Source organism: Pseudomonas psychrophila HA-4, assembly GCF_000282975.1.
Taxonomy (GTDB): Bacteria; Pseudomonadota; Gammaproteobacteria; order Pseudomonadales; family Pseudomonadaceae; genus Aquipseudomonas; species Aquipseudomonas psychrophila_A.
This window is the reverse complement of the sequence record NZ_ALJC01000025.1, coordinates 1-26,045: the sequence shown is the minus strand read 5'-3', so window position 1 is coordinate 26,045 and position 26,045 is coordinate 1. Positions and strand designations below refer to the sequence as shown.

Sequence of the window (26,045 nt, the reverse complement as noted above, 5' to 3'; positions counted from 1 at the left end):
ATATGAACCCCAATGCATTAGGTTTTCCGTTGCTTTGCCTCCTCTCGCCCTCAGTAATGGCCAGTGGTTTTGTTGATGACTCGACGCTTAACTTATCCCTGCGCAATGTGTTCTTTACGCACCATTACGCCGATTATTTTTCGCCGACCAAAAAGTTGACCAGTAAGTCGCAAGAATGGGCTCAGGGTTTCAGGCTGGACTTTGTGTCGGGGTTTACGCCCGGTCTGCTTGGCGTGGGCATTGATGCTAAAGGCATGCTGGCAGTCAAACTCGACGGGGGGGCCGGACACCATCAACGTGGCACGATGATCCCGAGTGACGGTGATACGGGCGTCGGCAGTTGGGCTCGGGCCGCCGCCAATGCAAAAATCAAATACTCCAACACCACTGTTTTTACCGGAAACGCTATCACTCCAAGCATTCCGATACTGGTATCAGATGACACTCGGGTACTGCCTCAAACCTATCAGGGGTGGAACTTCGTTTCCAAAGACATCGACAACGTTGTCGCCACAGGAGGACGGCTGACCAAAGCGACTGGGCGTTACTCGTCAGATCGGGCCGGACTGGCAGCCGCAGGCGGTACACAAGAAAGTGGTGGTTTCAACTATGCAGGCTTTGATTACACGCCCACTAAAAACATCAAGGCACAGTATTACTTTGGTCAATTGGAAGATTACTACAAGCAAGACTTCCTCGGCCTGACCGCTAAACATCAGTTCAACCCCAGCCAATCGCTGCTCGCCGATCTGCGTTATTTCAGAAGCCGCTCGGATGGCAAAAACGGAGATCCCGGTTACCGGATTGCCGGCTATACCAAAGACGGCACCGGTATTATCGACAACAACACGTGGTCAGCCTCATTGACCTACACCCATACCGCCCATTCATTTATGGCGGGCTATCAGAGCGTGTCCGGCAACAGTAATTTTGCAGCGATTATCCCGTCATCGTTGCCAAACAAAGAGGCCGGAGTATTCACTTTCTACCTGCAAACTTCACGCCTTCTGTACGGTTTTACCCGTGCGGGGGAGCAAACCACATTCGCTCAATACACGTATGACTTCACCGCGATGGGTGTTCCAGGGCTGATATTTAATACCTCCTACTGGCGCGGTACCGACATCAAACAGAGTAATGCCGGCAATGCTCAGGAATGGGAACGCGATATTGCTCTGCACTACGCGATCCAAAGCGGTCCAGCCAAGGGGCTGGGTATTTCCTACTACAATGCCATCGGCCATAGCACGGCCTCGGCCTTTGAGTACAACTACCGCAATAGCGAAAATCGTGTGTATGTGAACTACACCCTTCCGATTTTCTGAGTCCTTGTACATCTGGATAATGCCTTCCCGACTTTAATAGTCAGGCGTGAGCCACGTTTAAACATATGAGAATGCGTGCTCGTACCCAGCGGCATTAAGGCGTAACGCTGGACAGGGTTTAGCCTTTTTACCGACGTTTTTTTGAACTTTTTCCCTGAACGTTAGATCGAAGCGGTCATTCGAGGTTTTATCACGGTCATGGAGACTTTCACGAATGCTAACTGTAAAACTGCTACGTCATACCTGTGCTTTAGCGCTTTTGGGCGCACCACTGGCAGTGATGGCCGCCCCGAGCACCGACCCTTTGTTCACCATCGGTTTACTGGGTTCCTACACAGACTTTAAGTTTGAGGGGGGTAGCAGATCCGAGAAGGAGCACATGGGCCAAGGCGGTGTGTTCGCGAACTTTGGTAACAAGATGACTGCTGAATCCGGCTTCATTTACCAAATAGGCGGTGAAGCCAAATACAGTAATAAAAATGATAACAAACTCAAGGAAGCCCAAGCTGATCTCGACTTGGGTTGGCGAGCCGCGCTGGATGCGCGCAACTTCGTCGACGTGATCGTGGGCGGCGGTTACAGTTGGACCCGCCTCGAGCCGGAGTTGAATGATCTGGACACCAAGCTGACGTACAAGTCGCCGTTCGCCAAGGCAGCACTGGGTTACAACCACCAATTCGACACCTCTACCCTGCGCGTCGAAGTGGGTGCTCGCCAGACCATCGATGGACGAGCACGTCTCAAGGTAGAGCATTTCGGCAGCGACAGCGTCGACATGAAGGATCGTACCAATCCATACGCGGAAGTATCGCTGTTGATGAACCAACAGGGCGACATGCCAATCCAAGCGGGCCTGTACTACACGCGCACGGAGTACAAGATCGACGAGGATTCGCCTGTTGTCGACAACACTAAACTCAAGCGTGACGAGTTCGGCGTGAAGGTCGGTATGGCTTTCTAATCCACTCTGGCAGGCTCTTTCGAGAGCCTGCCAGTAACGGCCGGATAACGGCGTGAAGCAGTGCACGCCGTCTAGGGTGTGGCTGACGGATTGAATACCGCTAACGTGATGAAGACGTGTTGCTAAGGTTCAGAACGATGAGCGTTACACGAAATTGGCTGCACGTGTCCTTTGGGCTTTTTTGGCGTGCATTTGTGCTGCTGCAAGTCAGCGGCTTATTCTTTAGTCTGCTAGTCGGAAAGTTTCTGTTGGCGGGCTCATTCTACCTACTACTTAGGCCCACGGTTTTCTATGGAACACTGGCCTTGGTAGTCGTGTTAGCCGATTTAGGGTTCAAACTCAATCCGCTCCGAGCTCTTTGGGGAAGACGCTTGAACTTGTCCGAGGCGCAATGGCGTACATGTACTTTTTCGTTGGCCTCCCTTCTGATAACAATGGCAATCGTGAACGCTGTAGTCGCTTTCACCACGCCATTCGATGTTTGGCTTGACTACAAACTCGTCGGCAAGCCAGCGTTATTTATTGCCGGCATCCTCGCTACTTCTTGGGCAGTGATTAACAAGCAGCGCCTTGGTTGACCCCTTAGAAGTACTCGTCAGTCGTAAAATTTTCTTCTGTCTGGATAAGAGTATTAATGCGCGAAGACATCGTGTATTTCAGACAGTCAAATCATCGCGATTTTCAAGCGGGCGTCTCGGATTTCTATACATGCCAGCAACGTTCATTGAGGCCTAACACGTCAGACTATTTCGTGTGCTCAGATGAACGCCCGATCTCTTCTCGGGTAGGCATGGTCCAATCGGAAGGGCTTCGATCATAAACCGATTGCTTTTTTGGATAGCCATCAAAGCCGAAACAAATGAGGTAAATGGCAAATGCAAAACCAGCCAGCAAAGCTCTCCACGCAGGGTTTGCGTCTTTGGGAAGGCCCCCCGGCCCTATCGCAACCCATCCACCACGAAGGTAAGCGAATACAGCCTGACCGAACCACGCCTGCATGATCAGTGCAGTCCAAAAATCACCCCACTCCCCGATGAATCTTACGAACGCGTTCAAGAGCGATGCAGCAACCATCAATAGCAAGATCGAGTATCGGTAACGTTTTAATAATCTCAGGCATCCATTTTCTTTTTCCATCTCGCTAATTCCTTTATTTTTTGAGTCGCCGCGGCCTGAATGGGTCTGAGTAAATCAACCTAACAAAAAGAACCACGTTAACGTTACGTAATAAAAAACTAAATGCACAACTATTGGCATGAATGATGTGAATGCCCACGAGCATCAATTCAAGCATGTGACCTAGGAGGATTAACCTAGGCTGCTTGTCTGCCAGAAGGTCTGCCGACCGCAACAGGTGGATCAATTCGAACTCTCTTATGGATAAGCACTATGCAGATCAACGTTCTGACTCTATCTCTGGCCGCCGTGATCATGACCGGGTGCGCCAGCGAACTCACCACGCCTCCATCGCCTGAATTAGCAGCGATTCAAGATAATCTGGTCGGCATTTGGGCCATGACACCTTTACGCAACGGAATTGCTAACGTGGTCGAATACGGTGCAGATGCCAAGGCAAAATTGCACTCATTCAACTGTGCTGAGCCCGGAAAACGCCAGGAAATAGAAGTGAGTGACTTTAAGGTGTCCGAAGATGGGAAGGTCATCCATCTCAAATCACCGACTGATAGCGTTGACCTAAAGGTTCTGGCATTGAACCCGCACACAATGAAACTGGCGATGGATGTTGCTGATCAACGCCTTACCTTCAACTATGTGAAAGTCAGTAACGTTGCACCGCTGTGTGACCTATACCAGAACGCCGCCGCTGAAACTGCACGTCAAACACCTTTTAAGTCCGGTGATTTTATGCCGGATCCGGTGATACCTAAACACGCTGGCATAGAGCGATATATTGGCAACTGGACTGACGATAAAGGCGAACTCCAAGTGGAAGTCGTTATGGATCCCAACGGCAGCGCTTACCTCTACATGGCGTCCAGCAAGAACTGGAATTACCTGTACAACGACGTGCACTGGGTAGGCGACGAACTGCATTTTCAAAGTTATGCCTATTCAGACCTTCCACACTTGTACCGCCACCCTTACCATAAATCCCAGACCGAAAGCATTCTTCAGCCGACCACCGATGGAACATTACGTTATTCAATCTTTATCGAGAAACTCCGGTATGAATTTATGTTGATTCGCTCAGCAAGCCAAAAATAAGGCCGCAGATTGATCCGAAAGCATCTCTACAACCCGTTCTCTGAGCGGGTTTGGGACAGGCAACTGAAAGAGGCCTCATTGAAGTGTCAATTCATAGCACGCTGACTAACTGGAATTCGTGAGCTGAACATAAATACAAAAACTTGCCAGAAGCGCCCAGAAAATCACAAATAGCCAGGGTGTCCGCATAGAGAACATTAGCGATTTGCGATACCCCTGCCGGCTCGATTCTTTTTCGTTGAATAAGGGCGAGTCATCGTAGGCCTTACCCATGACCGGGTCACTTCGCAGTAAGTGACTTTGTTTGAAATGCCAATGATCAATAATGGTGTACGAGGCCATAAACCCAGGCCACGCATGCAATGAGCTAAAAATGCCAAGAATGGCCATCAACGTCGGCACAACCAAGGTGAAAAGCTCACCCCACTCAGGATTTAGGTTCGCCATTGAAGAGGCGAATGCAATCACCAAGAACGACTGGGCTGTCAAATAGGCGTTCGTCCTATTTGAGAGCAAGGTGGTTTCATACTGGATTTCTCTCCGATAGAAATCCAGACGATCTTTAGGCGTGCCAAATAGTAAAACGTCTGAAGCAGACTCCTGATGGAGACGGTTCTCCTCAGTAATGATCTTGGTCACGGTACGTCTCCGATGAACTTCATGACGTTAGAAGCCCTTTATCTCAAGGGGTTCATTCAATTTCAGCATCGCACAACGGTTTGCCGTCCCAGGTAAGGATCTACACCGGCTTGGGCAAAGCCCAAACGTTTAGACCCTGATCAACGTCGGGATTTAAAAAGTTGCTAATCTCTTATGCTGTCCTCGATGGGAAATAGCCGGGGCTCCCTCAAGCCTCTGCGCAACTGAATGTAAGGAAACTCATGGCTGTTCCAACCTCCAAAGCAGAACTGCTTACGTCCATCAAAACAACGTTCGACAGACTGATGTCCGACCTTTCCAGAGTTCCGCAAGACCGCGCGCGAGAATCTACGATGACTGGACATGCCAAAGGAACCCTGATGAGTCCAGCAGATCTGGTGGCTTACCTGATTGGGTGGAACGAGTTGGTGTTGAAATGGCTTGACCACGACGACCGAGGTGAGTCTGTTGATTATCCCGAGACAGGCTTCAGATGGAACCAACTTGGCCTGCTGGCGCAGAAATTCTATGCCGATCACAACGCTCTCGAATGGCAAGCACTACTCGCCCGCTTGGAAAATGCGAAAAGCGCTTTAGTAACGACGATCACAGACAGATCAGATGACGAACTCTATGACAGCGCCTGGTACGGAAAATGGACCAAGGGACGCATGATCCAGTTCAACACCTCATCCCCTTACGCCAATGCTCGCACCCGACTTCGCGCGTGGTTGAAGGCGCAAGGCTGAATGCTGCCTTGCGTCTAATCTCACGCCTAAATAACGGGTAGCGGTCAAGCAGCAGCTCCTTTACCCGCTGTCCCGCCCCCTAGGTAGAAGTCCTGAATATCAGTGCGCGCGACCAACTCCCCGGTCGTGCCTTCGCTGACAACTCGGCCGTTTTCCAGCACGTAGCCGTACTGGGCGTAACGCAGCGCCAGGTTGATGTTCTGCTCGGCAATCAAGAAGCTAACGCCGTCGCGCTGATTGAGCTGCTGGATGATCTCGAAGATCTCCTCGACGATCTGCGGTGCCAAGCCCATCGACGGTTCGTCCAGCAACACCAACTGTGGCCGGGCCATCAGCGCTCGCCCAAGCGCAACCATCTGCTGTTCACCGCCGGAAGTGTAGCCAGCCAGGCTTTTGCGCCGCAGCTTGAGGCGCGGAAACTGGCTGTAGATACGCTCAAGATCGGATTTCAGTTGCCCGCGGGACACCTGACGCGCAAAGGCACCGGTCAGCAAGTTTTCTTCCACTGTCAGTTGGGCAAAGCAATGCCGGCCTTCCAGTACCTGCACCAGGCCGCTGGCCACCAAGCTATGGGGCGTGCTTCGGGTCACATCCTCGCCTCGATAAAGAATCCGCCCCTGCACGACCTCGCCCCGCTCGGCGCGCACCAGATTGGAGGCGGCCTTCAAGGTGGTGCTCTTACCGGCACCGTTGGCCCCCAGCAACACCACGATCTGCCCTTGCGGCACCACCAACGATACCCCGCACACGGCGAGGATGGCCTGTTCGTACAGGACTTCAATCGCGTCGATCTGCAAGATCGGTACTGGGTTCATCCGCCTGCCCTCCTACTGTTCAATGAATAAAAGCTTGAAACACGTGACGCGTGGCGAATGACTTGCGCCCTCGCCACGGGATGTGTGTTGAGCAAACATGGCCTTGACGGAAAAGTATTGGGGACGCCTCCCCGACCCAATTCACATCTCAGCTGTCCTGGCTGCAATCGCGCGGTGTGATGCCTTTTTCCTTGGCGTACTGGTGCGACGAAGCTTCGATAATCGGTCTGAGCAAGGCACGGTCGGCCTGTACCCAGTCACTGATCAGTTTCCACTGGCTACCATCCCACTGCTGGAAACGCACTGCACCGCCCCCTTCATGGTCCGAGCACGACAGTTGCAAGGGTTGCACCAAGCCCAGTGCACCCAGCTCCTTGAGGCGGGCTTCGTCCAGCTTGAGATGCTCGAAACCCCAGCGCACCTGCTCGCCGGTGAGCGGCTGCTTGCCGAACTTTTCCTGGGCAGTGCGTACGGCCTCAACGTTGAGAATGCCGTTTACCACCCCGAGGTTGTAATACACGGTGCCAAAGCGTTTCGGGTCGGCCAGGTCACCATTGCCCTTGGCCACTACCTGCTGCTGGATGCCTTGCAAGACCGGGAAATTGGTGCCCGAGGGGTGCGTTGTGATCGCGATAAAGCCTTTGGCGGCGGCACCGGCCGGGGCGGCATCATCCTCGGAGTTACTCCAGATGTTGCCGATGATGTGATCCGCCGGGAAGCCTACTTTCTGCGCAGTTTTCAACGCCACCGGGTTCATCACGCCCCAGCCCCGCAGAATCACCCAGTCGGGTTTTTCCCGGCGAATGTTGAGCCATTGCGACTGCTGCTCGTTACCCGGATGGGGCACTTCCAGCAGGGTCAGTTTGAAGCCGTACTTGTCGGCCAAGGTCTGCAACACCTCATTGGTTTCCTTGCCGTAGGGCGAGCCGTGATACAGGGTGACGATCTTCTTGCCCTTGAGCTGGTCTAGCCCCCCGGCCTGCTGGCCGATGTAGTTGATGATCGCTGAGACCTCGGAGTACGGGTTCAGTTGCAGGGGAAAAACATAGGGGAAAACACTGCCGTCAGTGGAGTCTGTGCGGCCGTGGTTGATGGTAATCAGCGGTAGTTTGTCCGCGGTCGAGCGCTCCAGGGTGGCATAGGCGATGCCCACCGACAGCGGGTTAGTGGCGGCGGCCGGCGCACCATTGAGGCCTTTTTTCAGACGCTCGTAGCACTCCACGCCCTTCTCGACCACGTACTCGGTTTCGCACTCGCTCCAGGTCAGCTTGACGCCGTTGACCCCGCCATTGGCATTGACGTACTTGAGGTAGTCGATAAAACCACCAAAAAACCCGGTACCACCGGCGGCATAAGGACCGACCCGATAGCTCTGCAGCGGGAAGTACTGTTCGTTATCCGCCTGCGCGGTCAATGTGGCAGCGCTCAGGCTAACGGCCAGCGCGAGGCTACTGAGTAGAGATCGTTTCAACATCAATGTTTTCCTTATCAAGTCATCACGTGAAGGGATTCAGAGCAACCGGCGCTCACGCCGCGTCGTTCAGTAACGCAGCGGCCACAACCGAGCTCTCTCGCGGAACTTTTGCCAGAGGCGCGCCAAGCCCTCCGGTTCCTTGACCAGGAACACAATGATCAGGGCGCCAAATGCCATCTTCTGCAGGTTTTCAATTTGCCCGGTTTCAATCAGTCCGGTTGGCAACAAGGCCAACAGGTTGGACAGCAGCACTGGAAACAGCACGATGAATGCTGCGCCCAGGAAGTTGCCGAGGATGCTGCCCAGGCCACCGATAATGATGATGAAGAGGATCTGGAAGGACCGATTCAAGTCGAATCCGTGGGGCTCCACGGTCCCCAGATAAGTGAAGGCCCACAGCGCTCCGGCCACCCCGAGAAAAAAACCGCTGATGGCAAACGCCAGCAGCTTGGTCTTGAACAATGCAATTCCCATCACTGCGGCGGCGGTGTCCATGTCACGCACGGCCATCCAATTACGCCCCAGCTCACTGCGCACCAGGTTCTTACCCAGCCAGAACAACGCCACCACCACGCTCAGGGTCAGCAGGTAACGACCCACCGGGGAGTTCAGATCCACACCAAGAATCTCCAGGCGCGGTGCGCTGATCACCCCCGAAGCGCTGTTGTTGGAGAACCAACTGAAGCGTGTCAGCGCCCAGGTCACAAAGAACTGCGCGGCGAGGGTCGACACCAGCAGATAGAAGCCCTTGATCCGCAGGCTCGGCAGGCCGAACAGCACCGCCACCAGCGCTGCCACTCCCCCGCCCAGGGCCATGCTGAGCAACAACGGCGAGCCCGGCACCCGCAGTTCAACGTTGTAAGTGGCAAAGGCGCCCACCGCCATGAAGGCCGCCGAGCCCAGCGACAGCTGTCCGGCATAGCCGGTCAGCAGGTTTAATCCCAACCCGGCCAACGACAGCACCAGAAACGGAATCAGAATGGCGCTGAACCAATAGTCGTTACCCAGATACGGCACACCGACAAAGGCCACCAGCAGCAAGGCAACCAAGCCGTAACGGTCCTGACGCAGGCGAAACACCCTGCGGTCCTGGGCATAGCGGGTACTGAACTGACCGGATTCCTGATAAAACATTACGTCTCTCCTCAAACCCGCTCGATCGCGCGTTCGCCAAATATCCCGGCTGGCCGCACCAGCAGGAACAGCAGCGCCAGCACATAGGGAAACCAGTTCTCGATGCCGCCGCCAATGATCGGGCCTAGGTACACCTCGGCCAGCTTCTCCGAGGCGCCGATAATCAAGCCGCCGACAATCGCCCCGCTTATCGAGGTGAAGCCACCGATGATCAGCACCGGTAAGGCCTTGAGCACCACCAGCGATAGAGAGAATTGCACCCCCAGCCGCGCGCCCCATAGCAGGCCAGCCACCAGCCCGACAAACCCGGCCACCGCCCACACCAACACCCAGACCCGTTGCAGGCGGATACCCACAGCCAACGCTGCCAGCGGGTCATCGGCCACGGCACGCAACGACAAACCGATACGGGTCTTGTTGAACAGCAGCGATAGCGCCAACACCAGCAACGCGGCGGTCACGGCGGCAAAAATGTCGAACTGCGATAGCAGCATCCCGCCTAGTTCCAGTGGCTCGTCACTGATGCCCAGTTCCAGGCCATGCACCTGGGCGCCCCACAGCGCCTGGGCGAATCCTTCGATCACGTAGGACAAACCGAGGGTGGCCATGAACAAGGTGATGGGCGGGCGGTTGACCAGCGGACGCAACACCACCCGCTCCACCGCCACCGCCAGCAGCACCATCGCCGCCAGGCTAAGGACAAACGCCAGCCAGAACGGCACCCCGCGTTCCAACAGACTGACAAAGGTCAGCGCCGAAAACAGCACCATCGCCCCCTGGGCGAAGTTGAAGACGCCGGAGGCCTTGTAGATCAGGACAAAACCGATGGCCACTAGGGCGTACATCACCCCGGCCAGTAGCCCACCGAGTAACACCTCTAAAAAAAACTCCATGAGCCTTCCTGTTTTGCGGGCAAAGGGTTCCTGGCCACCAAACGACTGGCGGCGCTATCGACCCGGGGGGTTAGTGGCGCGTGCCGAGATAGGCTGCGATCACCTCGGGGTTTTGACGCACCTCATCGGGAGGGCCGTCGCCGATCTTGCGGCCGTAGTCGAGCACCACCACGTGATCGCAAATGCCCATGACCACGCCGATGTCGTGCTCGATCAACACCACCGTAGTGCCTAACTCACGGTTGATGTCGACGATGAAGCGGCTCATCTGCAGCTTCTCTTCGGCGTTCATCCCGGCCATCGGTTCGTCCAGCAACAGCAAGCGCGGTTCGGCGGCCAGGGCACGGGCGAGTTCCACCCGTTTCTGCAAGCCATAGGGCAGCTTGCCGACAAGGGTGTCGCGCCAGGGCTGGATGTGCAAAAAGTCGATTATCCGTTCGGCGGCCTCACGTTGGCGGTCATCCTCGCCAGCGGCGCGGCCAATGCGCAGGGCCTGCTCGATCCAACTGCTGCGACGCTTGAGGGTGCGTCCGGTGAGTACGTTGTCGAGCACGCTCATGCCCTTGAATAAGGCAATGTTCTGAAAGGTGCGGGCAATGCCACGAACCGCCGCATCGTGAGGGCGCATGCGCCTGTGCTCTTCTCCGGCAAAGCGGATACGTCCTTGCTGAGCCTGGTACACGCCGTTGATCACATTCAGCAGCGAGCTTTTGCCCGCACCATTGGGGCCGATCAGGGCGCAAATCTCCCCGGCGGCCACGGCAAAGCTGATGTCGGTTACCGCCTTGACGCCCTTGAACGACAAGCCAATGTTTTCCAACACCAGCAGATGCTCAACCTTTGTCGCCTGTGTGTGTGCCATCCGTCATGTCCTTGTCAGGCCGATTGCATGCTGTCTTCGATCCAGCCGTTGACCCGCGACGCAGGCCAAGGCGCGAGGTGGTGCCACTGCGCCGGGTCAGGCCAGGTGCGGACCTCTATCGCCAACGCCTGGAAAAACACCTGGGTAGGTGCCGCCAGAGCCTCGCCCACCAGCAACGGCGCGCGGGTGCGGGAAAAGCCGAGGACATCGCGCAACGGTCGGCGGATCAGCCAGTAACCCACGTGCCGGTTCAGCACACCGGGGCGCGTTTCCAATGCCCAATCCACCAGACGCCGGCGCCAACTGCCTGGCTCCGGCAAACGGGCCAGAACCTGCGCATGCAGGCGCTCGTAGGTTTCCCGGGTGCCGGCCACCAGGGTCGGGCCCAGCTCGCGCCGGTCCTGATCGCGGGTGGCCAGGTTCTCCGGAAAATTTAGGCAAAAGCCGGCAATCAACCAAGGCGCCAGCACGTAACGCGCTTGACCACCCGTGGCGAACGCTCGCGCTGCCAAGGCTTCTTCCTGGTGCCCCAGCTGCTCGCTATACACCAAGCGCTGGCCTTCCTGTAGCAACTCGGTGTGGCAGATGCGCTGCTGCTCGATGCGCTGCCCCGCGCCCAACCGGTATAAGGCAAAGGCTGTGTCCGTGGCTCGAGTCTGGGGCTCAAGCTGAAGATCGCTTCCCTGCTGCAGCAGTTGCGCGAACGCCAAGGTATCACCGGCCTGACTCACCTCATCCAAGCCGCGGCCGTCAGCGTAAATCAGCAACCTGGGCGCCAGTCCGGCGGCGTGCAGGCGCTGGATCTCCTCATGGCCTTCGGCGAACACCCATTCACTGTGCAGCTCGCACAACACCGGCACCTGCTCGGCCGCAGCCTCCAGCGGATCCAACAACGCAGCCACGCCACCCAGCCACTGTGCCGACAAGGCCGCAATCAATGCCTCCGGCCGCGGGCGGCTGACAATTACCAACGTCGCACCCGGCACAAAACCACGCGCCTTCAAGGCCGTTGCCAAGCGCTTAACCTCTGCGGCCAGTTGGCACCAAGTACGGACCTGCCACACCCCTAGGCGCTTATGGCGCAGAGCGATACCCGTCCCTTGCTGACGTGCCTGCTGTTGCAACCACTGCGGCAAGGTACCCGCGGCGGGTTGCGGATTATCGGTGAATATCGGCATGACCTTTCCCGCCCCTTACGCCAGCGCCGCAGCCTGGGTCGCCACCGCCTCGCGCTCCAGCTCACGCACTAACGGCAACACCTTGCGGCCGAAGTACTCCACTTCCTCCTGAAAGTGCAGGAAGCCACTAAGCACCAAGTCCACGCCCACCGCCTTGAGTGCGACGATGCGTTCGGCAATCTGCTGCGGCGTGCCGATCAGGTTGGTCTTGAAACCATCGTTGTACTGCACCAAGTCCTCGAAGGTGGACTTGGCCCAGTTGCCTTCGCCTTCTGGGCTAGAGGCACCGGCGTTCTTCGCCTCGCTGGCAAAACCGTTGACGGCCTCGGGGTCGGCCTTGGCGATAATTTCCTGCAACACAGCCCGGGCCTCGGCCTCGGTTTCACGGGCGATGACAAAGGCGTTCACCCCTACTTTGACCGAGTGGCCATTAAGAGCGGCCTTGGCCCGAATGTCATCGACCTGCGCCTTGATGCCCTCAACGGTATTGCCGTTGGTGAAGTACCAGTCGGAGACCCGCGAAGCCATGTCCCGTGCCGCGCGCGAACTGCCCCCCTGGAAAATTTCAGGGTGCGGTTGCTGCAGTGGCTTGGGTTTGAGGGTGTAGTCATGGAAGCGGTAGAAATCGCCATGAAAACTGAAGTTGTCTTGGGTCCAGATGCCCTTCAGCGCCTGGATGAATTCTTCCGAGCGACGATAGCGCTCATCGTGGTCCAGCCATGGCTCGCCAATGGCGCGGAATTCGCCCTTGAACCAGCCCGACACGATATTCACCGCGACGCGACCGTTGGTGAACTGGTCGATGGTGGCCAACTGCTTGGCGGCCAGCACCGGACTCCATGGGCCAGGCAGGATGGCTGCGATCACCTTGAGTTTCTCGGTGGCGGCCAACAGTGCGTGGCTGATGGACACCGATTCGTGCTGGTTTTCGGCGCCATAACCGGCGGTAAAACGGATCTGTGACAAGGCGTATTCGAAGCCAGCCTTTTCGGCGATTTGCGCCAGCTTGCGGTTGTAATCGATGTCCCAGCTAGTGCGCTGTTCGATCTTGCTGACCACAAGACCGCCGCTGACATTGGGAACCCAGTAGGCAAACTTGATGTTGCTCTGGCTCATTGCATGTACTCCATTGATTCATTGAAGTGAGCGTTGACCCGGGATGTCAGGCTGCGCTGGCGTCCGGTTGAACAGTCGAATTGAGGCTCAGGACCGCCGACTCGACAGCGCGCTCGATGCGTTCGAAGGCGCGGTACACCGGGCTGGCAGCAATCAGCAGGTCGGCCGTTTCAATGGCCCGCAGATCGGTCTCGACCGCAGCGGGCAAATCTTCACGGCGCAGCACCCCGGCACACTTTGGACCGACCGCGGACAACTCAATCAACCGCAGCTCGATCGGCAGTTGCTGCGCAAGGCCAGCGACCAGTTCCTTGAGCAGCACCAGTGTGCGCGTAGGCCGCTGCACGCTCCCGGATACCGCGACCACTTTCAGTGTGTTGCTCATTGCCCGTCCTCATGGTGGCAGAGGCCACCGCGGCACCTGAACAAGGACTAAAGCAGCAACCATGCCACCTGAATAATTATATAAAAATCAATCAGTTATAACTTTTCATAACAACGCCGCAGTGTCGCCCACCGGGCAGGCTGTTTATCAACTGTTGCGCACGCAACAGCTGCCTCTCTGCCCATGCCATGCAGCGCGTCCAAGCCGCTGTTGCCGGGCAGTCAGCGCTTCAACAAGTTGCCTGACAGGCGACAGCAATCACTCTGGCGAACAGCCTTGCGCGCCCGATTAAACGGCTTTTGCAGTGCTAGGCACGACCTGTGCACTGGCAGCAATACGCAACAGAACGACTGCTCTGTTGCTTCTCTTGCCTTCCATAAGGAGCTGCACTATGACTGTCCAGCAACAGCACCTGCCACACCCCCTCTCCAGCGGTACCGACTACCAGACCCTGGCCGAGCGCTTCCGGCCGATCTTTGCACGCATCGCCGTCGGCGCACTGGAACGCGAGCAAAGCCGCAGCTTGCCCTTTGAACAAGTGAAGTGGCTGAAGGAAGCCGGCTTTGGCGCCGTGCGCGTGCCGGTGCAATACGGTGGCGCTGGCGCTTCCCTGCCCCAGTTGTTTGAGTTGCTGATCGAACTGGCCGAAGCCGATTCCAATCTGCCGCAGGCGTTGCGCGGTCACTTTGCCTTTGTCGAAGACCGCCTCAACGCCCACGCTGATGTGCCCCAAGACACCTGGTTCAAGCGTTTTGTCGACGGCGACCTGGTGGGCAACGCGTGGACCGAAGTCGGCAGCATCAAGATCGGCCAAGTTGGCACCCGTGTCTCGCGCTTAGATGAACAATGGGTGGTCAACGGCACCAAGTACTACAGCACCGGCAGTATCTTCGCCGACTGGATCGACCTCTATGCCCAGCGCGATGACAACGGCGCCGATGTGATTGCCGCCGTTCGCGTACAGCAACCGGGTATTACGCAGAGCGACGACTGGGATGGCTTTGGTCAGCGCACCACCGGCAGCGGCACCTCGGTATTCGAGAACGCCGTGGTGGAGCCCGAAAACCTGCTGGACTTCACTACCCGCTTCAAATACCAGACGGCCTTCTATCAACTGGTGCTGTTGGCGGTCCAGACCGGTGCCGGGCGTGCTGCGGTGCGCGACATCACGGAAGAAATACGCAAGCGCACGCGTATCTTCAGCACCGGCAACGCCAGCCACGTCAGTCAGGATGTTCAGGTGCAGCAAGTGGTGGGCAAGGCTTCGGCGCAGGTCTACGCCGCCCACGCCACCACCCTGCGCGCTGCTGCCGCCTTGCAGGTGGCCTATGAAAGCCGCTTCGCCCACAACGACGAAGCCGAACGCGATGCCAACATCGCTGCCGAACTGGAATCCGCCCAAGCCCAAGTGGTGATCGCCGACCTGGTGCTGCGCGCCACCAGCGATCTGTTCAACGCCCTCAGCGCTTCGGCCACCAGCACCGGCAAGGCCCTTGATCGTCACTGGCGCAACGCTCGGACCGCAGCCTCGCACAACCCGCTGATCTACAAGGAACGCATCATCGGCGACTGGGAAATCAACGGCACCGAACCGCCCTACGTTTGGCAGATCGGTGGAGGATCGAAGTAAGTCGACATCACGCGGGTGACAGATACCCCACGGCGAGCGACGAAGCACGGGCCAGCAACGCGTCTGGCCCCTAGCTTGTCACTACGCCCAGAAACCAACGTACCCAGTCGCCAGCATGGGCGGTCGAGGTAACGGCTAGGACAACGCCTCAACTGAGCGTTTTTCTGCTCAAGTCACTGAGCCAGCAACACGGTGTCGTTTGATCACAACGGCACAAGCGCCCCCATCCTAAAGACCTTCATCGAAGCGGAACGAGGCGCCGTAGGCAGAATCCGGTAAATGGTTAGCACCATCGTCCCGTAACCGCGAACGGAAAGTACCGCTCTGTGGTTCGGTACGGTACAAGCCACGCTTTTGCAGCTCAGGAATGACCAGTTCAACAAAGTCTTCGAGGCTGCCTGGGCTGATCAGCGGGTTGAGCATGTAGCCACTGGTGCCGGAAATTCGGGCGTGCTCCTCGATCCTATCGGCCACTTGTTGCGGCGTGCCTACCAGAATCAGATCACTGCCCCGAGTGACGCTGGCAAAGCGCTGTTTGACATCGCCGGCGGTCAAGGGCTTGCCGCTGCCATCAGGCCGCATCACATAAGACGTCATGCCTTCAGTGTGAGTGGATAAGGCATCGCTGTCCGCGTAGCGGCTGATGTCGATACCGGTATCACCGGCATAACTCACCAACTGCGCCTGCAAGTGATAGTTGCTTTGAAGGGCGTCATATTTGCGCTGGGCTTCGATTTCGGTCTTGGCCGTGACGATACGCAGGACCGTCAGCGATTTAACATCCTGCGCCTGACGTCCACGTGCCTGGGCCTGCGCCCATATGTCTTCCAGGCCTTGGCGAATCTCCAGCGGATTGGATTTGGCGATGAAAATGAGTTCGGCGTGCTTAGCCGCAAACTCGCGACCACGGCCTGACCAACCGGCTTGGATCAGCAAGGGTGTGCGTTGCGGTGATGGGGACGTCAAATGCGGACCGGCCACCCGGTAATACTCGCCAACATGATTGATCGGACGCACGCGATCGCCCTTGGCATAGACCTGGCGAGACTTGTCGGCAACCACTGCATCGTTTGCCCAACTGCCTTCCCAAAGTTTGTAAACCACATCGAGAAATTCATCTGCGCGTTCATAGCGATCATCGTGCTTGATCATCTGCTCCAGGCCGAAGTTGCGAGCGGCACTGGTGAGGTAGGAGGTGACAATGTTCCAGCCGACCCGGCCATTGGTCAGGTGATCCAGCGTGCTGAAACGCCGGGCATGGGTAAAAGGATGCTCGTAACTGGTGGTGACAGTGACGCCGAAGGCTAGGTTTTCCGTCACGGCGGCCAATGCGGGGATGATCATCAACGGATCGTTGGCCGGTGCTTCAACCGCCCACTTCATGGCCGCGTCGGCATTACCGCCAAACACATCGTAGAAGCCCAGCACATCTCCAAAAAACAGCATGTCGAGATGAGCCTGGTCGGCGATGCGTGCCAGGTTGGACCAGTAGCCCAGAGAGTTGATGGTCAGTCGCTCGTCAGCCGGGTGCGTCCAGAGGCTCGGCGCGCCGCCACAGCCAACACTGGCTTGCTCGTATAACGCAAACAACAGAGGTTTTGGATCGGACATCGTAGTACCTGTAAAAAGTCATTAAACGCGCGGGTCAGCGCTGATGCTTGAAACCTTTGCCGTAGTGGCGTTCAAGGCGGTTCTGTATCAACTCCAGTCCAATGGACAGGAGCCAATAGATAACGGCTGCGGTGGTGAGCATTTCGATGTAGCGGTAGGACGAGCGACCATAGGACTGTGCCAGAAACATCACTTCCCAGACCCCCATCACCGATATCAGCGAGGAGTCCTTGAGCATTGAAATGAACTGACTGGTTGTTGGGGGAATGATCGTACGCATAGCTTGTGGCAGGACAACATGCAGAAACGTTGCCGCAGGCCTCAGACCCAGAGCCATCGCCGCTTCGCGCTGTCCAGGTGCTACTGCCATGATGCCTGCACGAAAAATCTCGCTGAGGTAGGCACCATAATTGAGCGAGAGTGCAATGATCCCAGCGCTGATGGCGCCAGGAACAACACCCAACTGCGGCAGACCAAGGTAGATCAGTAGGATCTGGATCAGCAGCGGCGTACCGCGAAAAAAAGACGCGTAGAAACTGGCAATGCCAAAAGCCACTGCACTGCGAGACAAGCGCGCCAGCGCCGTCACGAAACCAAGAAGCAACGAAAGCCAGATCGAGCAGAAGCATAAAAACAGCGTCAGCGCGGCGCCTTGCAAGAAACCGTCAGGCCCCAAATGCAGACCGATCAGATTGGGCAACTTCTGCGCAATGATCGAGAACTTCAGATCGAAGCTCATGAAAAACATGACGCACAAGCCGAACAGCACTGCCCAGGTCAAATACAAGCGAGTGCGAAAACTCAGTAGCGGGCTGAAACGATGCGTCTCTGTTTCGGGAGTGACAGCCGCCTTGGCCGTGTGTGAATTGAGGGCTGTCATTGGCTGATATCGGCACCGATCCACTTCTGTGAAATCTTGCTTAATGTGCCGTCGGCCTTGAGCTGGGTGACAACCTCAGTGACTTTGGCATTCCATTGTGGGTCGCCCTTTTCGATCGCTACCACGTTGGGCTCTGCGTACAACGTGTCGCCAGTAATTTTGAAGCGAGGATCCTGGGCGATACGTTCGCGAGCAGTGATGAGGTTGGTGACCATGGCATCCAGGCGCACGCCCGTGCCCAAGGCCAGATCCTGGAAGGCTACCGTTTCGTTGTCGTATGGCGCGACCTGGACGCTTTCGAATGGATAGCTCAACGGCTTGTCCTCAGCGCCTTCAATCACCAGATCCTTGTTCAAATAAGCTTCATAGGTCGACGCACTGATCACACCAACTTTTTTACCTGACAGATCCTTGCCCGTGACAGTGTTCTTGTCTTTGGCATTCACCACAATCACCGCCGGTGATTGGTAATACTCCACCGGGAAGTCGAACACTTCGGCCCGCGCCTTGCTCGGAGTCATCGAGCAGACGCAGATGTCGTATCGCCCGTTCCAGCGTCCAGCTGCAATGACATCCCAAGACGGTGTTTGCAGTTTGAGCTTCACCCCTAGTCGTTGCGCAATGGCCTTGGCGACATCCACGTCAAACCCGTCCAGTTGGTTCTGTTCATTGAGAAAGGAGAATGGTGGATAGCTTTCCATCAGAACGCCGTTCAGCTCCCTGCTACTGGTGACGCGATCCAGCGTGGCGCCCGCGAAAGCCGTCGAACAGGTAGCCAGTAATGCCAAGCCGAAAGGTAAAAGTGCCTTAGTTCCCACAGACAAGTGCTCCAATATATTCAAAATAATGAATAGATTAAAACGCACTATAAAAATAGTTTGTACTTCGTTTATGGAATATGAGCCTGCATTCAAGCTATATCGGGTCTAGCGATTCAGACGCAAGCATCGCTGATTTTGATGAGGTGAGGATTCCACCGAAAGCCAGTCGTTTCGCGGGGAAAAATATAAAAAAATGGATCGCGAGATAAAAACTCAACCTCTCTCGAATTATAGAGTCGGGACGCAGACTCTAAAGTCATCTCAAGAACACTCAACGACCCAAACAATGGCACCACCCTACGTACTGATCCCTATACGGCGGTCGCACGCGCCCCAGACTCATCGCCACGTCTAAGGCTATCGTGCATTGGAGAAGCTCATCCGATTAATGGTGCGCCCAGATTGAGGGCAACCGCTCAGACCGCCGTGTTTAAGACTTACCTACAGGGTGTACGAGATACCCACTTGAACCGTACGCGGTTCACCGGGGTAGGCGTAGAAGTTAAGGAACGAGCCTTCTTCGTACTCACGATTGAACAGGTTCTTCACGTCGAGGTTAAGTCTGACCTTTTCGTTGACCTTGTAAAAGCTGAGCAAGTCGACGACGGTATAAGCCCCCATCGAGAACGTGTTATTGGCGGTCTGCCCGGCACGCTCGGCTACGTATTTTCCCCCTGCGCCGAGGCCCAGTCCTTTGAACGCGCCATCCTGAAACTCATACACGTTGAGCAAGCTGAAGCTATTGCGCGGAATGTTCGCCAGACGCGTTCCGGTGTGCACGGTAGTGTCCTTGGTCACAGCAGCATCCACATAGCCATAGCCGCCGATTATCCGCCACTCGGGCGTCAGGTTGCCGGCCACGTTCAGATCGAAGCCGCGGCTGCGTACCTGCCCTGTGGCGACACTGAAGGCCGAATCAACGGGGTCAGTCCCCAGAACATTTTTCTTCTCGATCTGATAGATCGCCGCGTCGACGCTCAACTGCCGGTCAAGCGCTTCCCACTTCACGCCCACCTCGTAGGACTTGCCCTTCTCTGGTTCAAACCCGCCGCCTTGACGACTGACGCCCGTGTTGGGCTTGAACGAGCGCGCGGCATCCGCGTAGATCGCGACAGTGTCAGTGAGGTCATACATCACACCGACGCGCGGAGTGACGGCGTTGTCGGCGGCGTTCCAGGGGCTCACGCCGGGCACGTAGGATTCGTACTCGTGCTCGAAGCGCTCAAGGCGCGCACCCGCGAGCACCTTCAAACGCTCGGTCAACGCCACTTGATCCTGGACGAAGACCGCGTAAGTTTTGAGGTTTTCTTTATCGTGGGTAGGTGTACGAGTCAGCGCCGGACGTGGCTGGCCATACACCGGGTTGAAGATGTCGATTGGAAAAGTCCCCGCCGCTGCGCTGGAGCGTTGGATGATGGACTTGTAGTCATAGTCTTCGTACTCCACGCCCGTCAGCAACGTGTGATCAAGGCCGCCCGTGGAAAAGTGCCCGGTCAGGTTCAGTTGATAGTCTTTGTCGGTCCACTCCAACTTGCGGTAGTTGAAGTTGCGCTGGAGTGTTCGCCCATCGGCATTCATGCTGGCAGCACCGTTGGCCTCAACAGCATTACCCTTCATCGTACCGTCCAGCCACTGGAAACCACCGCCCAGGCTCCAGTTGTCGTTGAGCAGATGCTCGAACCGCACCTGAGCCATGTTGTTATCGTTGTGCAGATTACCGGCGTATTTTTCACCCCAAAAGGTGTCGCGGGACGCGGTACCGCGTTGGTTGGCAAAACGAGTCAGGCCTCGATCAAGGGGATGATTGTTACGCATGAAGTCGCCTTCGAAAATCACCTTAGTATCGTCACTGACCTGCCAGCTCAGTACAGGCGTTACGCCATAGCGTTCGGTTGAGACATGGTCGCGGAAGGTATCGCCGCCCTCTCCAACCACATTGAGGCGATAGGCCAGCCGCCCTTGCTCATCCAGCGGGCCGGAAGCATCAAGGGTGCCGCGCTTCATACCTTTATCACCCAACTGGCTACCCAAGGTGACCGTACGCTCAACCAGAGGCTGCTTGGAGACTATGTTGAAGGTACCGCCGGGATCGCCACGTCCATAGAGCATCGTCGCGGGTCCGCGAAGCACTTCAAGTCGCTCAATGCTGTTGGCGTCCGGCATGCTTGGGTAGCCCCGGTTAATCGGAAAACCGTTGCGGTAGAACTCGGCGGTTGAAAAGCCTCGAACAGTGAAGCTGGTTAGCCCTTGGCCGCCGAAATTGTTCGCGCGGCCGACGCCGCCTGCATAGTCCAGGGCCTCCTGCAAGCGCGTCGCACCGATGTCCTCGACCACGTCTTTGGGCACTACGCTAATGGACTGAGGCGTCTCATGAATTGATGTGTCAGTGCGCGTCGCGCTGGCCGAACGTGTGGCGCGATATCCCTTAACTGGCCCCAGAGCCGTCTCGGAGTCCATGTCTCCTGTGACACTAATGGCTTGCAGCTCAAGGCTGGCACTCTCGGGATCAGCAACCTGCGCCCAGGCCAAAGGAGAAAACGCCTGAAAAACGCAGAGAGAAATCAGGGTACGACGCATGGATGTTGAACCTAGTGAATGAGTAGTTGGGAGGGTGAACCCGGCTGGAGTTCTGCGAGGCATGATATCTCAATCATTACCATTTGCCACAAGTTCTCATTTACTGTTTTTTGAGTATCTACTGTGTATTAAGTGGGATACGGTCGAAAAAAAAAGGGGTAGCTCAGACCGAGGAAAAACTTAACGCCGTGTCCGGGATTAGTTGACCGTTACACAATGCGTTCCCCCCCAAGACACCTCGATAGAGTAAATGCATGAAAAAACTCAAAAACCCACTCACTTTGCTGGTTTTTATCATTGTTGCAGCATCATTCAGCGCGCCTTTTGGAACACCACAACTGGCGGCTTTTGCAAAAGATTTTCTACCGGCTATAGCGACATTGATCGCCGCTTATGCCGGTGCATGGTATGGAGCATCGCTCGTACGAGATTCGGCTCAAGAGGACGAGCGAATTAGGCAAATAGGTGCGGGAGCGCGCGCCATGTTAACGCTGTGGCGCCAAGTAAATATTGTCGCGCAGATACAGATAGACATTGTAGACCAGTACCGCGATACCCCCTCAGTAGCAATTACACTGCCCCCAATAGACTACCCATTGGATCAGCCTCCAAGGATAGATCTAGACAGCCTTACGTTCTTTCTTGATTTAGGAAACGCTGGAATTCTGGAAACATTGGTCATTGCTGAACAGAATTTTCTTCATACTGTCGATGTGATCAGAACTCGCTCGACGCTGCACTTGGTGGAAGTGCAACCAATTCTCGAAAAAATCATCCCAAACGGCGGACCAATATCACACGCGTCTTTGGAGCAAGCGCTGGGTCCAAGGCTATTTTCACAATTGATAGACCAGACGAAACGCCTAATATTCAGGGTAGATCGATCAGTCGAGGATTTGGATAACGTCGCCAACGAGCTATACGCTGCACTGACAAAAAGGTTTCCAGACGCAAAATTTCCGCAACCGTCAAAGACAGCACCTAAGTGAATGGCTGCGGTGCCAACTATTGCGCAAAATTCAGTGTTTTTAAAGCAAGTGTCTTGTGCCAATCATCCTGCAAGGCGGTGCCAAATCCGACGCTAACTTACACTTACAAAACCTTATTCAGGACGGGTCAACACACATGAAAAAGCCCAACTCGCGAAAGTTGGGCTAAGCCATTGAAAAATATGGTCGGGACGGAGTGATTCGAACACTCGACCCCTAGCACCCCATGCACGCTTGTATCTCTACAGGCCGCTACTTTCAAGGCTTCGCGCTTGGCGCTCGCTGCAACGATGCCCAACAGTGCTGAACCGTGAGTGACAAAGTCACTCGAAAAGTCACTCGGCCTTTTTTTGCCCCCCACCGACTTCCTGACGACCGAACACTATCCCAAGCCTACCGGCATGAAACCCTACCCAGCCGCTTCAGCTTAGCCCGAATGATGGATCGGATGCATTAATCGCAATAGCCCCGTAATGAAAGGCCAAAAAGCCTATTCCAAATTCCACCGTACCAAATTCGTACCAGTAACCTTCGTAGATGACACTATCCCACCCCTTCTCTCTCGCTCCCTAAAGCTTGATCTGTTTGCTCAACGTGTGTACGCTTCTCGAAGGCCTATAGTATTAATATGGTAGATGCACGTGTAGAACTTACACGGGTGCCGGTTCGATTCCGGCTAGGCAAAGCGCATTCATTGAGTGCGCTTTGCCTAGCTTGATAAGGATACTCAAGTGCTTAGTCCAAAACCCGCGCAAGCCCCCCTTTCTTCAATTCAAGAAATTTTCGACGCTCAAGTCCTAAATGTTAGGATGTTACAATCTACCTGGACTCAAATTAAGCGATCAATAAATCAAGCCTATAAGCGGGGAGATAGGCCATTTGCAACAACTCAAACAAAAGTTTTAGCTCTCGTTTTCTGCGCTTACTCCGAAGCATTATTTTCAAAGTTGCTCCACACACCAAACGCGCTAAGTATCGCTCAAATAGAGCAAATCAAAAAATCGGGAAAAAACAATATATCCCGAGCATGGATAAAATGCATTCACATTGCTACCAGCCGAATTGATGGGGGCAAGGAAAACCATATCCCAAATCTTAGACAGCGCCTAGGTAACTTCGTACTAAAGTATATTGTCGAGCCCAGCCAAGTTAGAAACAAAGTAGCACACGGCCAATGGGCCATAGCACTAAATAGCGACGGAACCGCTATTAACCGAGATCTAACAAATCAACTTCGAGACTTAGATATAGTCAAGCTCGAAAGAATGCATCACGCATTTATGAGCTTTGTTTCAATTATGGACAATATTATTGCCTCCCCCAACAAAGCTCATTGGAGATTCTATTGGGACCATATAACCGAGCATGAAACCAAGCAGCAAGAAATGACAACCTGGAAGCTAGCCGATAAAATTGCCAATATGAATGTTAAATATGCCCGTAGAAAAACCGACACCTGAATGAGCTTTTCAAAAAATTAGCATGTCGTGCGGGCAGTTGGTTATGTAAAGATCCGCTATGGTTCTATCGCGAAATTCACTTAAGGGATTATTAATGAACGATATAATTGAAACAGCAACCGCGGTAACCGGGATTGCTGGCGAGCTTTACAAAACCGTGGATGAAACCCACAAAAAACAAATCGGAGCGAACACAGGCGCCGCTTTATCAACTCTGTCAGCTGCAGTAAATAACGTGCTCATCCCTATAGCTGTCGTGAATTTTGTAGTGGATAAAGCTCGGGTATACCTCAAAGAAAAATTTGAAACTGACTTAGCAGAAGCTGTATCAGATATTCCGCCGGAAGCATTGACTGAACCAAAGGCATCTATTGCAGCCCCAGTTCTACAAGGGTTAGCATTTTCCCTTGATGAACCAGATCTAAAATCCATGTACTTGAAACTTTTAGCTTCTGCGATGGATGGTCGCTCAGCTGAAACCGCTCACCCTGCCTTCGTTGAGATCATCAAGCAAAGTAGCGCTCAAGATATTTTGTTACTAAACTATCTCGCCCACTCAAAGTCTACGCAAATACAAGCAATTGACTTATACATGACCGTCAACGACAAAACAGGAAAAGTACTCGGAAATATCGGCCCATTCATTCTAGACTCCGGCCTAGACTATAGTAATTACATGATTAGCGTTGATAACCTTTTAAGACTTGGCGTGTTGAAAATTGCACCTGCAATCGCTCAAAGCTATGATGAAATAATCGCTGCCAACATCGAAGGCTACAAGAGAGGAGTTCATCTAGGTGGCATTGAGTCTTACTATGCCGAACCAAAATCGCTGCAGATTACAGGTTTTGGAAAGTCATTCATGATCAACTGTATCACTCCCGACCTAAAAGGCATGCCTCTACACTGGTACAGCTAATAAAGCGGTCGATAAACGGCACTAACCATTTATCACGGCTTAATTTCCAGTCCAGTTGTGAACCCTTTATCAGCGCCCCAAGCTGATAAATGGAAGTTCAATTCCCTTTATCAGATCCATCGTTTTCGGGTCTTTAGGTGTGTGTACTGCAATCAGCTGCAGACCGTATTGGGCTGTTCGTCTGATTCATCGGAGGGGTCGCCAGAAATCATGAGCAAACCAAGAATCGCACTAGTTGTTGGAAATGGGCTATCCATTAGTTTTGGATATTTCTCTAAGTTGATACACCAGTGGAACACCCAACAGCCTCTTTCATGGAATATCAAATGTCCACAAAGAGAAGACTTACTTCTCGACAACCTTCCAAACTTTAAACGTCTCAGCGACGCCTTTCCAGATCTACCTGATTTCGATATTTTTTTGAAACTTCAAGATGAGCAAATCTGCAAGTCGTTAGATATTAATATTAAAAACTGCCAAATAGAAGCACGACACTACTTAACAATCGCATTCTCAAACTTTACCGTCGAACAAATGAACACCTTCACGAAAGACTGGGTTTGGTTTAGATGGTTAAAATTACATCGCGAAAATATAACGTGCGCCTTTTCTTTAAACTACGACCTCTTACTCGAAAGATGCCTCGACGAAATAAATTTACTTTATAGCTCCCTTCAGCTCAATGGAAACAACTATGGCATTCCATTTGTAAAGCCACATGGATCAGTCGACTTTGAAATAACTGGGATTTCAGCGCCAGTATCTTACCCGCTAAACGGGCGCTTAGATATGAACGACACCCCTATATACCGTCTCAAGTTAAATGAATTGCTATACCCTCGCACTCAGCCACTATGCATCATCCCTAACGAGAAAAATAAATACCAGAATTTTCAGTGGGTTAGAAAAGCCAACAACGCATTTAATCAGGAATTGAAATCATGCACACACTGCATTTTCATTGGAATATCTTACTTTGAATGTGACCGACCAGAGATTGACGCTATAGTCGACTCTTTACCCAGGGAAACCGAGATTGTCATCGCGAACCCTGCACCACCTTCAGAATTCCTGAACAAGCTAATGGACAGACCGGTGCTACTTTGGAAATCAGCTAACGGACCAGTAGACGACAACGGAAATTTAGCCGCCCTAAAAGACCTGACCACAGGAAATACATTAAGAAAGTGCTTTTGTAAGAGTGGTAAAAGTTATCAATATTGCTGCGCTGTTTAACGGGCGCAATCCATTGCATCCGGCATTTTTCTGCGTAAAGCGCTAGAACTGCGTCCCTGCTGGTAGTGGTTACAGCTTACAAACCTACAAGTCTGTAAGACTCGCCCACACAGGGATCTGTGTAAGCGCTCCATAAACCCCACATTCAAAGCGCTTAGCTGATCC

24 protein-coding genes are annotated in these 26,045 nt (G+C 54.4%); 10 read left to right on the top strand and 14 right to left on the bottom strand.

Translation table 11 applies throughout. From position 1 onward, the window contains the following. The first annotated feature begins 2 nt into the window (after positions 1-2). The 3 genes from B347_RS0102910 to B347_RS0102900 all read left to right on the top strand — a co-directional run bounded on the left by B347_RS0102910 (position 3) and on the right by B347_RS0102900 (position 2,864). Complete coding sequence (locus B347_RS0102910) at positions 3-1,325, top strand: OprD family outer membrane porin (protein WP_019408209.1); 1,323 nt, start codon at positions 3-5, stop codon at positions 1,323-1,325. Between the two features lie 214 nt (positions 1,326-1,539). After that, positions 1,540-2,286, top strand: coding sequence for an outer membrane beta-barrel protein (locus B347_RS0102905; protein ID WP_019408208.1), 747 nt, complete (start codon positions 1,540-1,542; stop codon positions 2,284-2,286). A gap of 137 nt (positions 2,287-2,423) precedes the next feature. Beyond that, the gene (locus B347_RS0102900) at positions 2,424-2,864 is read left to right on the top strand and encodes a septation protein IspZ (RefSeq protein WP_019408207.1); all 441 of its coding nucleotides are present in this window, start codon (positions 2,424-2,426) and stop codon (positions 2,862-2,864) included. Between the two features lie 166 nt (positions 2,865-3,030). Here the strand turns inward: B347_RS0102900 and B347_RS0102895 are convergent, their stop codons facing one another. Then, a complete protein-coding gene (locus B347_RS0102895) occupies positions 3,031-3,423 on the bottom strand; it encodes a hypothetical protein (RefSeq protein WP_019408206.1) in 393 nt (130 codons plus the stop codon). 252 nt (positions 3,424-3,675) lie between these two features. On the opposite strand from B347_RS0102895, the gene B347_RS0102890 reads away from it, so the two are divergent. Continuing rightward, on the top strand, positions 3,676-4,512 hold the full coding sequence (locus B347_RS0102890) for a hypothetical protein (protein ID WP_019408205.1): 837 nt from the start codon (positions 3,676-3,678) through the stop codon (positions 4,510-4,512). A 105-nt stretch (positions 4,513-4,617) separates the two neighbouring features. Here the strand turns inward: B347_RS0102890 and B347_RS0102885 are convergent, their stop codons facing one another. Then, positions 4,618-5,151, bottom strand: a complete 534-nt coding sequence (locus B347_RS0102885; RefSeq protein ID WP_019408204.1) for a hypothetical protein — start codon at positions 5,149-5,151, stop codon at positions 4,618-4,620. A 242-nt stretch (positions 5,152-5,393) separates the two neighbouring features. On the opposite strand from B347_RS0102885, the gene B347_RS0102880 reads away from it, so the two are divergent. Next, positions 5,394-5,900, top strand: a complete 507-nt coding sequence (locus B347_RS0102880) for a ClbS/DfsB family four-helix bundle protein (RefSeq protein ID WP_019408203.1) — start codon at positions 5,394-5,396, stop codon at positions 5,898-5,900. 44 nt (positions 5,901-5,944) lie between these two features. On the opposite strand, the gene B347_RS0102875 is transcribed toward B347_RS0102880, so the two are convergent. The 8 genes from B347_RS0102875 to B347_RS0102840 all read right to left on the bottom strand — a co-directional run bounded on the left by B347_RS0102875 (position 5,945) and on the right by B347_RS0102840 (position 13,757). Then, the gene (locus B347_RS0102875; RefSeq protein WP_019408202.1) at positions 5,945-6,715 is read right to left on the bottom strand and encodes an ABC transporter ATP-binding protein; all 771 of its coding nucleotides are present in this window, start codon (positions 6,713-6,715) and stop codon (positions 5,945-5,947) included. 148 nt (positions 6,716-6,863) lie between these two features. Further along, positions 6,864-8,189, bottom strand: a complete 1,326-nt coding sequence (locus B347_RS0102870) for an ABC transporter substrate-binding protein (RefSeq protein WP_019408201.1) — start codon at positions 8,187-8,189, stop codon at positions 6,864-6,866. 66 nt (positions 8,190-8,255) lie between these two features. Further along, the gene (locus B347_RS0102865) at positions 8,256-9,323 is read right to left on the bottom strand and encodes a branched-chain amino acid ABC transporter permease (protein WP_019408200.1); all 1,068 of its coding nucleotides are present in this window, start codon (positions 9,321-9,323) and stop codon (positions 8,256-8,258) included. An 11-nt stretch (positions 9,324-9,334) separates the two neighbouring features. Then, complete coding sequence (locus tag B347_RS0102860; protein ID WP_019408199.1) at positions 9,335-10,216, bottom strand: branched-chain amino acid ABC transporter permease; 882 nt, start codon at positions 10,214-10,216, stop codon at positions 9,335-9,337. A 70-nt stretch (positions 10,217-10,286) separates the two neighbouring features. Beyond that, positions 10,287-11,078 (bottom strand): ABC transporter ATP-binding protein, encoded by a 792-nt coding sequence (locus B347_RS0102855; RefSeq protein ID WP_019408198.1) that lies wholly within the window; start codon positions 11,076-11,078, stop codon positions 10,287-10,289. A gap of 14 nt (positions 11,079-11,092) precedes the next feature. Next, positions 11,093-12,256 carry an AMP-binding protein gene (locus B347_RS0102850; protein WP_019408197.1) on the bottom strand — a complete coding sequence of 388 codons (1,164 nt, stop codon included), beginning with the start codon at positions 12,254-12,256 and terminating at the stop codon, positions 11,093-11,095. Positions 12,257-12,271: 15 nt separating this feature from the next. Then, entirely contained in the window at positions 12,272-13,372 is a 1,101-nt protein-coding gene (gene sfnG, locus B347_RS0102845) for a dimethylsulfone monooxygenase SfnG (RefSeq protein ID WP_019408196.1), read from the bottom strand. A 46-nt stretch (positions 13,373-13,418) separates the two neighbouring features. Further along, entirely contained in the window at positions 13,419-13,757 is a 339-nt protein-coding gene (locus tag B347_RS0102840) for an NADPH-dependent FMN reductase (RefSeq protein ID WP_019408195.1), read from the bottom strand. A 391-nt stretch (positions 13,758-14,148) separates the two neighbouring features. On the opposite strand from B347_RS0102840, the gene B347_RS0102835 reads away from it, so the two are divergent. After that, on the top strand, positions 14,149-15,387 hold the full coding sequence (locus tag B347_RS0102835; protein ID WP_019408194.1) for an acyl-CoA dehydrogenase family protein: 1,239 nt from the start codon (positions 14,149-14,151) through the stop codon (positions 15,385-15,387). Between the two features lie 228 nt (positions 15,388-15,615). Here B347_RS0102835 and B347_RS0102830 read toward each other — a convergent pair whose 3' ends face one another. From B347_RS0102830 to B347_RS0102815, 4 genes are all read right to left on the bottom strand, one after another. Continuing rightward, a complete protein-coding gene (locus B347_RS0102830) occupies positions 15,616-16,998 on the bottom strand; it encodes an LLM class flavin-dependent oxidoreductase (protein ID WP_019408193.1) in 1,383 nt (460 codons plus the stop codon). Positions 16,999-17,032: 34 nt separating this feature from the next. Further along, a complete protein-coding gene (locus B347_RS0102825; RefSeq protein WP_019408192.1) occupies positions 17,033-17,878 on the bottom strand; it encodes an amino acid ABC transporter permease in 846 nt (281 codons plus the stop codon). Then, a complete protein-coding gene (locus tag B347_RS0102820; RefSeq protein WP_026013952.1) occupies positions 17,875-18,696 on the bottom strand; it encodes a transporter substrate-binding domain-containing protein in 822 nt (273 codons plus the stop codon). Before B347_RS0102820 ends, B347_RS0102825 begins: the two co-directional genes overlap by 4 nt. A gap of 444 nt (positions 18,697-19,140) precedes the next feature. Beyond that, entirely contained in the window at positions 19,141-21,276 is a 2,136-nt protein-coding gene (locus B347_RS0102815; RefSeq protein WP_019408190.1) for a TonB-dependent siderophore receptor, read from the bottom strand. A gap of 254 nt (positions 21,277-21,530) precedes the next feature. On the opposite strand from B347_RS0102815, the gene B347_RS0102810 reads away from it, so the two are divergent. From B347_RS0102810 to B347_RS0102795, 4 genes are all read left to right on the top strand, one after another. Continuing rightward, a complete protein-coding gene (locus tag B347_RS0102810) occupies positions 21,531-22,265 on the top strand; it encodes a hypothetical protein (RefSeq protein ID WP_019408189.1) in 735 nt (244 codons plus the stop codon). A gap of 731 nt (positions 22,266-22,996) precedes the next feature. Continuing rightward, positions 22,997-23,725: a hypothetical protein gene (locus B347_RS0102805; RefSeq protein ID WP_019408188.1), complete on the top strand. Its 729-nt coding sequence runs from the start codon at positions 22,997-22,999 to the stop codon at positions 23,723-23,725. A gap of 94 nt (positions 23,726-23,819) precedes the next feature. Further along, positions 23,820-24,644 carry a DUF4393 domain-containing protein gene (locus B347_RS0102800; RefSeq protein ID WP_019408187.1) on the top strand — a complete coding sequence of 275 codons (825 nt, stop codon included), beginning with the start codon at positions 23,820-23,822 and terminating at the stop codon, positions 24,642-24,644. Positions 24,645-24,854: 210 nt separating this feature from the next. Continuing rightward, on the top strand, positions 24,855-25,880 hold the full coding sequence (locus tag B347_RS0102795; RefSeq protein ID WP_019408186.1) for a hypothetical protein: 1,026 nt from the start codon (positions 24,855-24,857) through the stop codon (positions 25,878-25,880). Positions 25,881-26,045 lie beyond the last annotated feature (165 nt).

Excerpts from the sequence above, each read along its gene's own strand:
- B347_RS0102795 (WP_019408186.1), top strand. The coding sequence starts at position 24,855 with ATGAGCAAACCAAGAATCGCACTAGTTGTTGGAAATGGGCTATCCATT.
- B347_RS0102865 (WP_019408200.1), bottom strand. The coding sequence starts at position 9,323 with ATGTTTTATCAGGAATCCGGTCAGTTCAGTACCCGCTATGCCCAGGAC.
- B347_RS0102900 (WP_019408207.1), top strand. The coding sequence starts at position 2,424 with ATGAGCGTTACACGAAATTGGCTGCACGTGTCCTTTGGGCTTTTTTGG.
- B347_RS0102800 (WP_019408187.1), top strand. The coding sequence starts at position 23,820 with ATGAACGATATAATTGAAACAGCAACCGCGGTAACCGGGATTGCTGGC.
- B347_RS0102875 (WP_019408202.1), bottom strand. The coding sequence starts at position 6,715 with ATGAACCCAGTACCGATCTTGCAGATCGACGCGATTGAAGTCCTGTAC.
- B347_RS0102835 (WP_019408194.1), top strand. The coding sequence starts at position 14,149 with ATGACTGTCCAGCAACAGCACCTGCCACACCCCCTCTCCAGCGGTACC.
- B347_RS0102840 (WP_019408195.1), bottom strand. The coding sequence starts at position 13,757 with ATGAGCAACACACTGAAAGTGGTCGCGGTATCCGGGAGCGTGCAGCGG.
- B347_RS0102825 (WP_019408192.1), bottom strand. The coding sequence starts at position 17,878 with ATGACAGCCCTCAATTCACACACGGCCAAGGCGGCTGTCACTCCCGAA.
- B347_RS0102870 (WP_019408201.1), bottom strand. The coding sequence starts at position 8,189 with ATGTTGAAACGATCTCTACTCAGTAGCCTCGCGCTGGCCGTTAGCCTG.
- B347_RS0102910 (WP_019408209.1), top strand. The coding sequence starts at position 3 with ATGAACCCCAATGCATTAGGTTTTCCGTTGCTTTGCCTCCTCTCGCCC.
- B347_RS0102855 (WP_019408198.1), bottom strand. The coding sequence starts at position 11,078 with ATGGCACACACACAGGCGACAAAGGTTGAGCATCTGCTGGTGTTGGAA.
- B347_RS0102890 (WP_019408205.1), top strand. The coding sequence starts at position 3,676 with ATGCAGATCAACGTTCTGACTCTATCTCTGGCCGCCGTGATCATGACC.
- B347_RS0102810 (WP_019408189.1), top strand. The coding sequence starts at position 21,531 with ATGAAAAAACTCAAAAACCCACTCACTTTGCTGGTTTTTATCATTGTT.
- B347_RS0102895 (WP_019408206.1), bottom strand. The coding sequence starts at position 3,423 with ATGGAAAAAGAAAATGGATGCCTGAGATTATTAAAACGTTACCGATAC.
- B347_RS0102905 (WP_019408208.1), top strand. The coding sequence starts at position 1,540 with ATGCTAACTGTAAAACTGCTACGTCATACCTGTGCTTTAGCGCTTTTG.
- B347_RS0102860 (WP_019408199.1), bottom strand. The coding sequence starts at position 10,216 with ATGGAGTTTTTTTTAGAGGTGTTACTCGGTGGGCTACTGGCCGGGGTG.
- B347_RS0102880 (WP_019408203.1), top strand. The coding sequence starts at position 5,394 with ATGGCTGTTCCAACCTCCAAAGCAGAACTGCTTACGTCCATCAAAACA.
- sfnG (WP_019408196.1), bottom strand. The coding sequence starts at position 13,372 with ATGAGCCAGAGCAACATCAAGTTTGCCTACTGGGTTCCCAATGTCAGC.
- B347_RS0102830 (WP_019408193.1), bottom strand. The coding sequence starts at position 16,998 with ATGTCCGATCCAAAACCTCTGTTGTTTGCGTTATACGAGCAAGCCAGT.
- B347_RS0102815 (WP_019408190.1), bottom strand. The coding sequence starts at position 21,276 with ATGCGTCGTACCCTGATTTCTCTCTGCGTTTTTCAGGCGTTTTCTCCT.
- B347_RS0102850 (WP_019408197.1), bottom strand. The coding sequence starts at position 12,256 with ATGCCGATATTCACCGATAATCCGCAACCCGCCGCGGGTACCTTGCCG.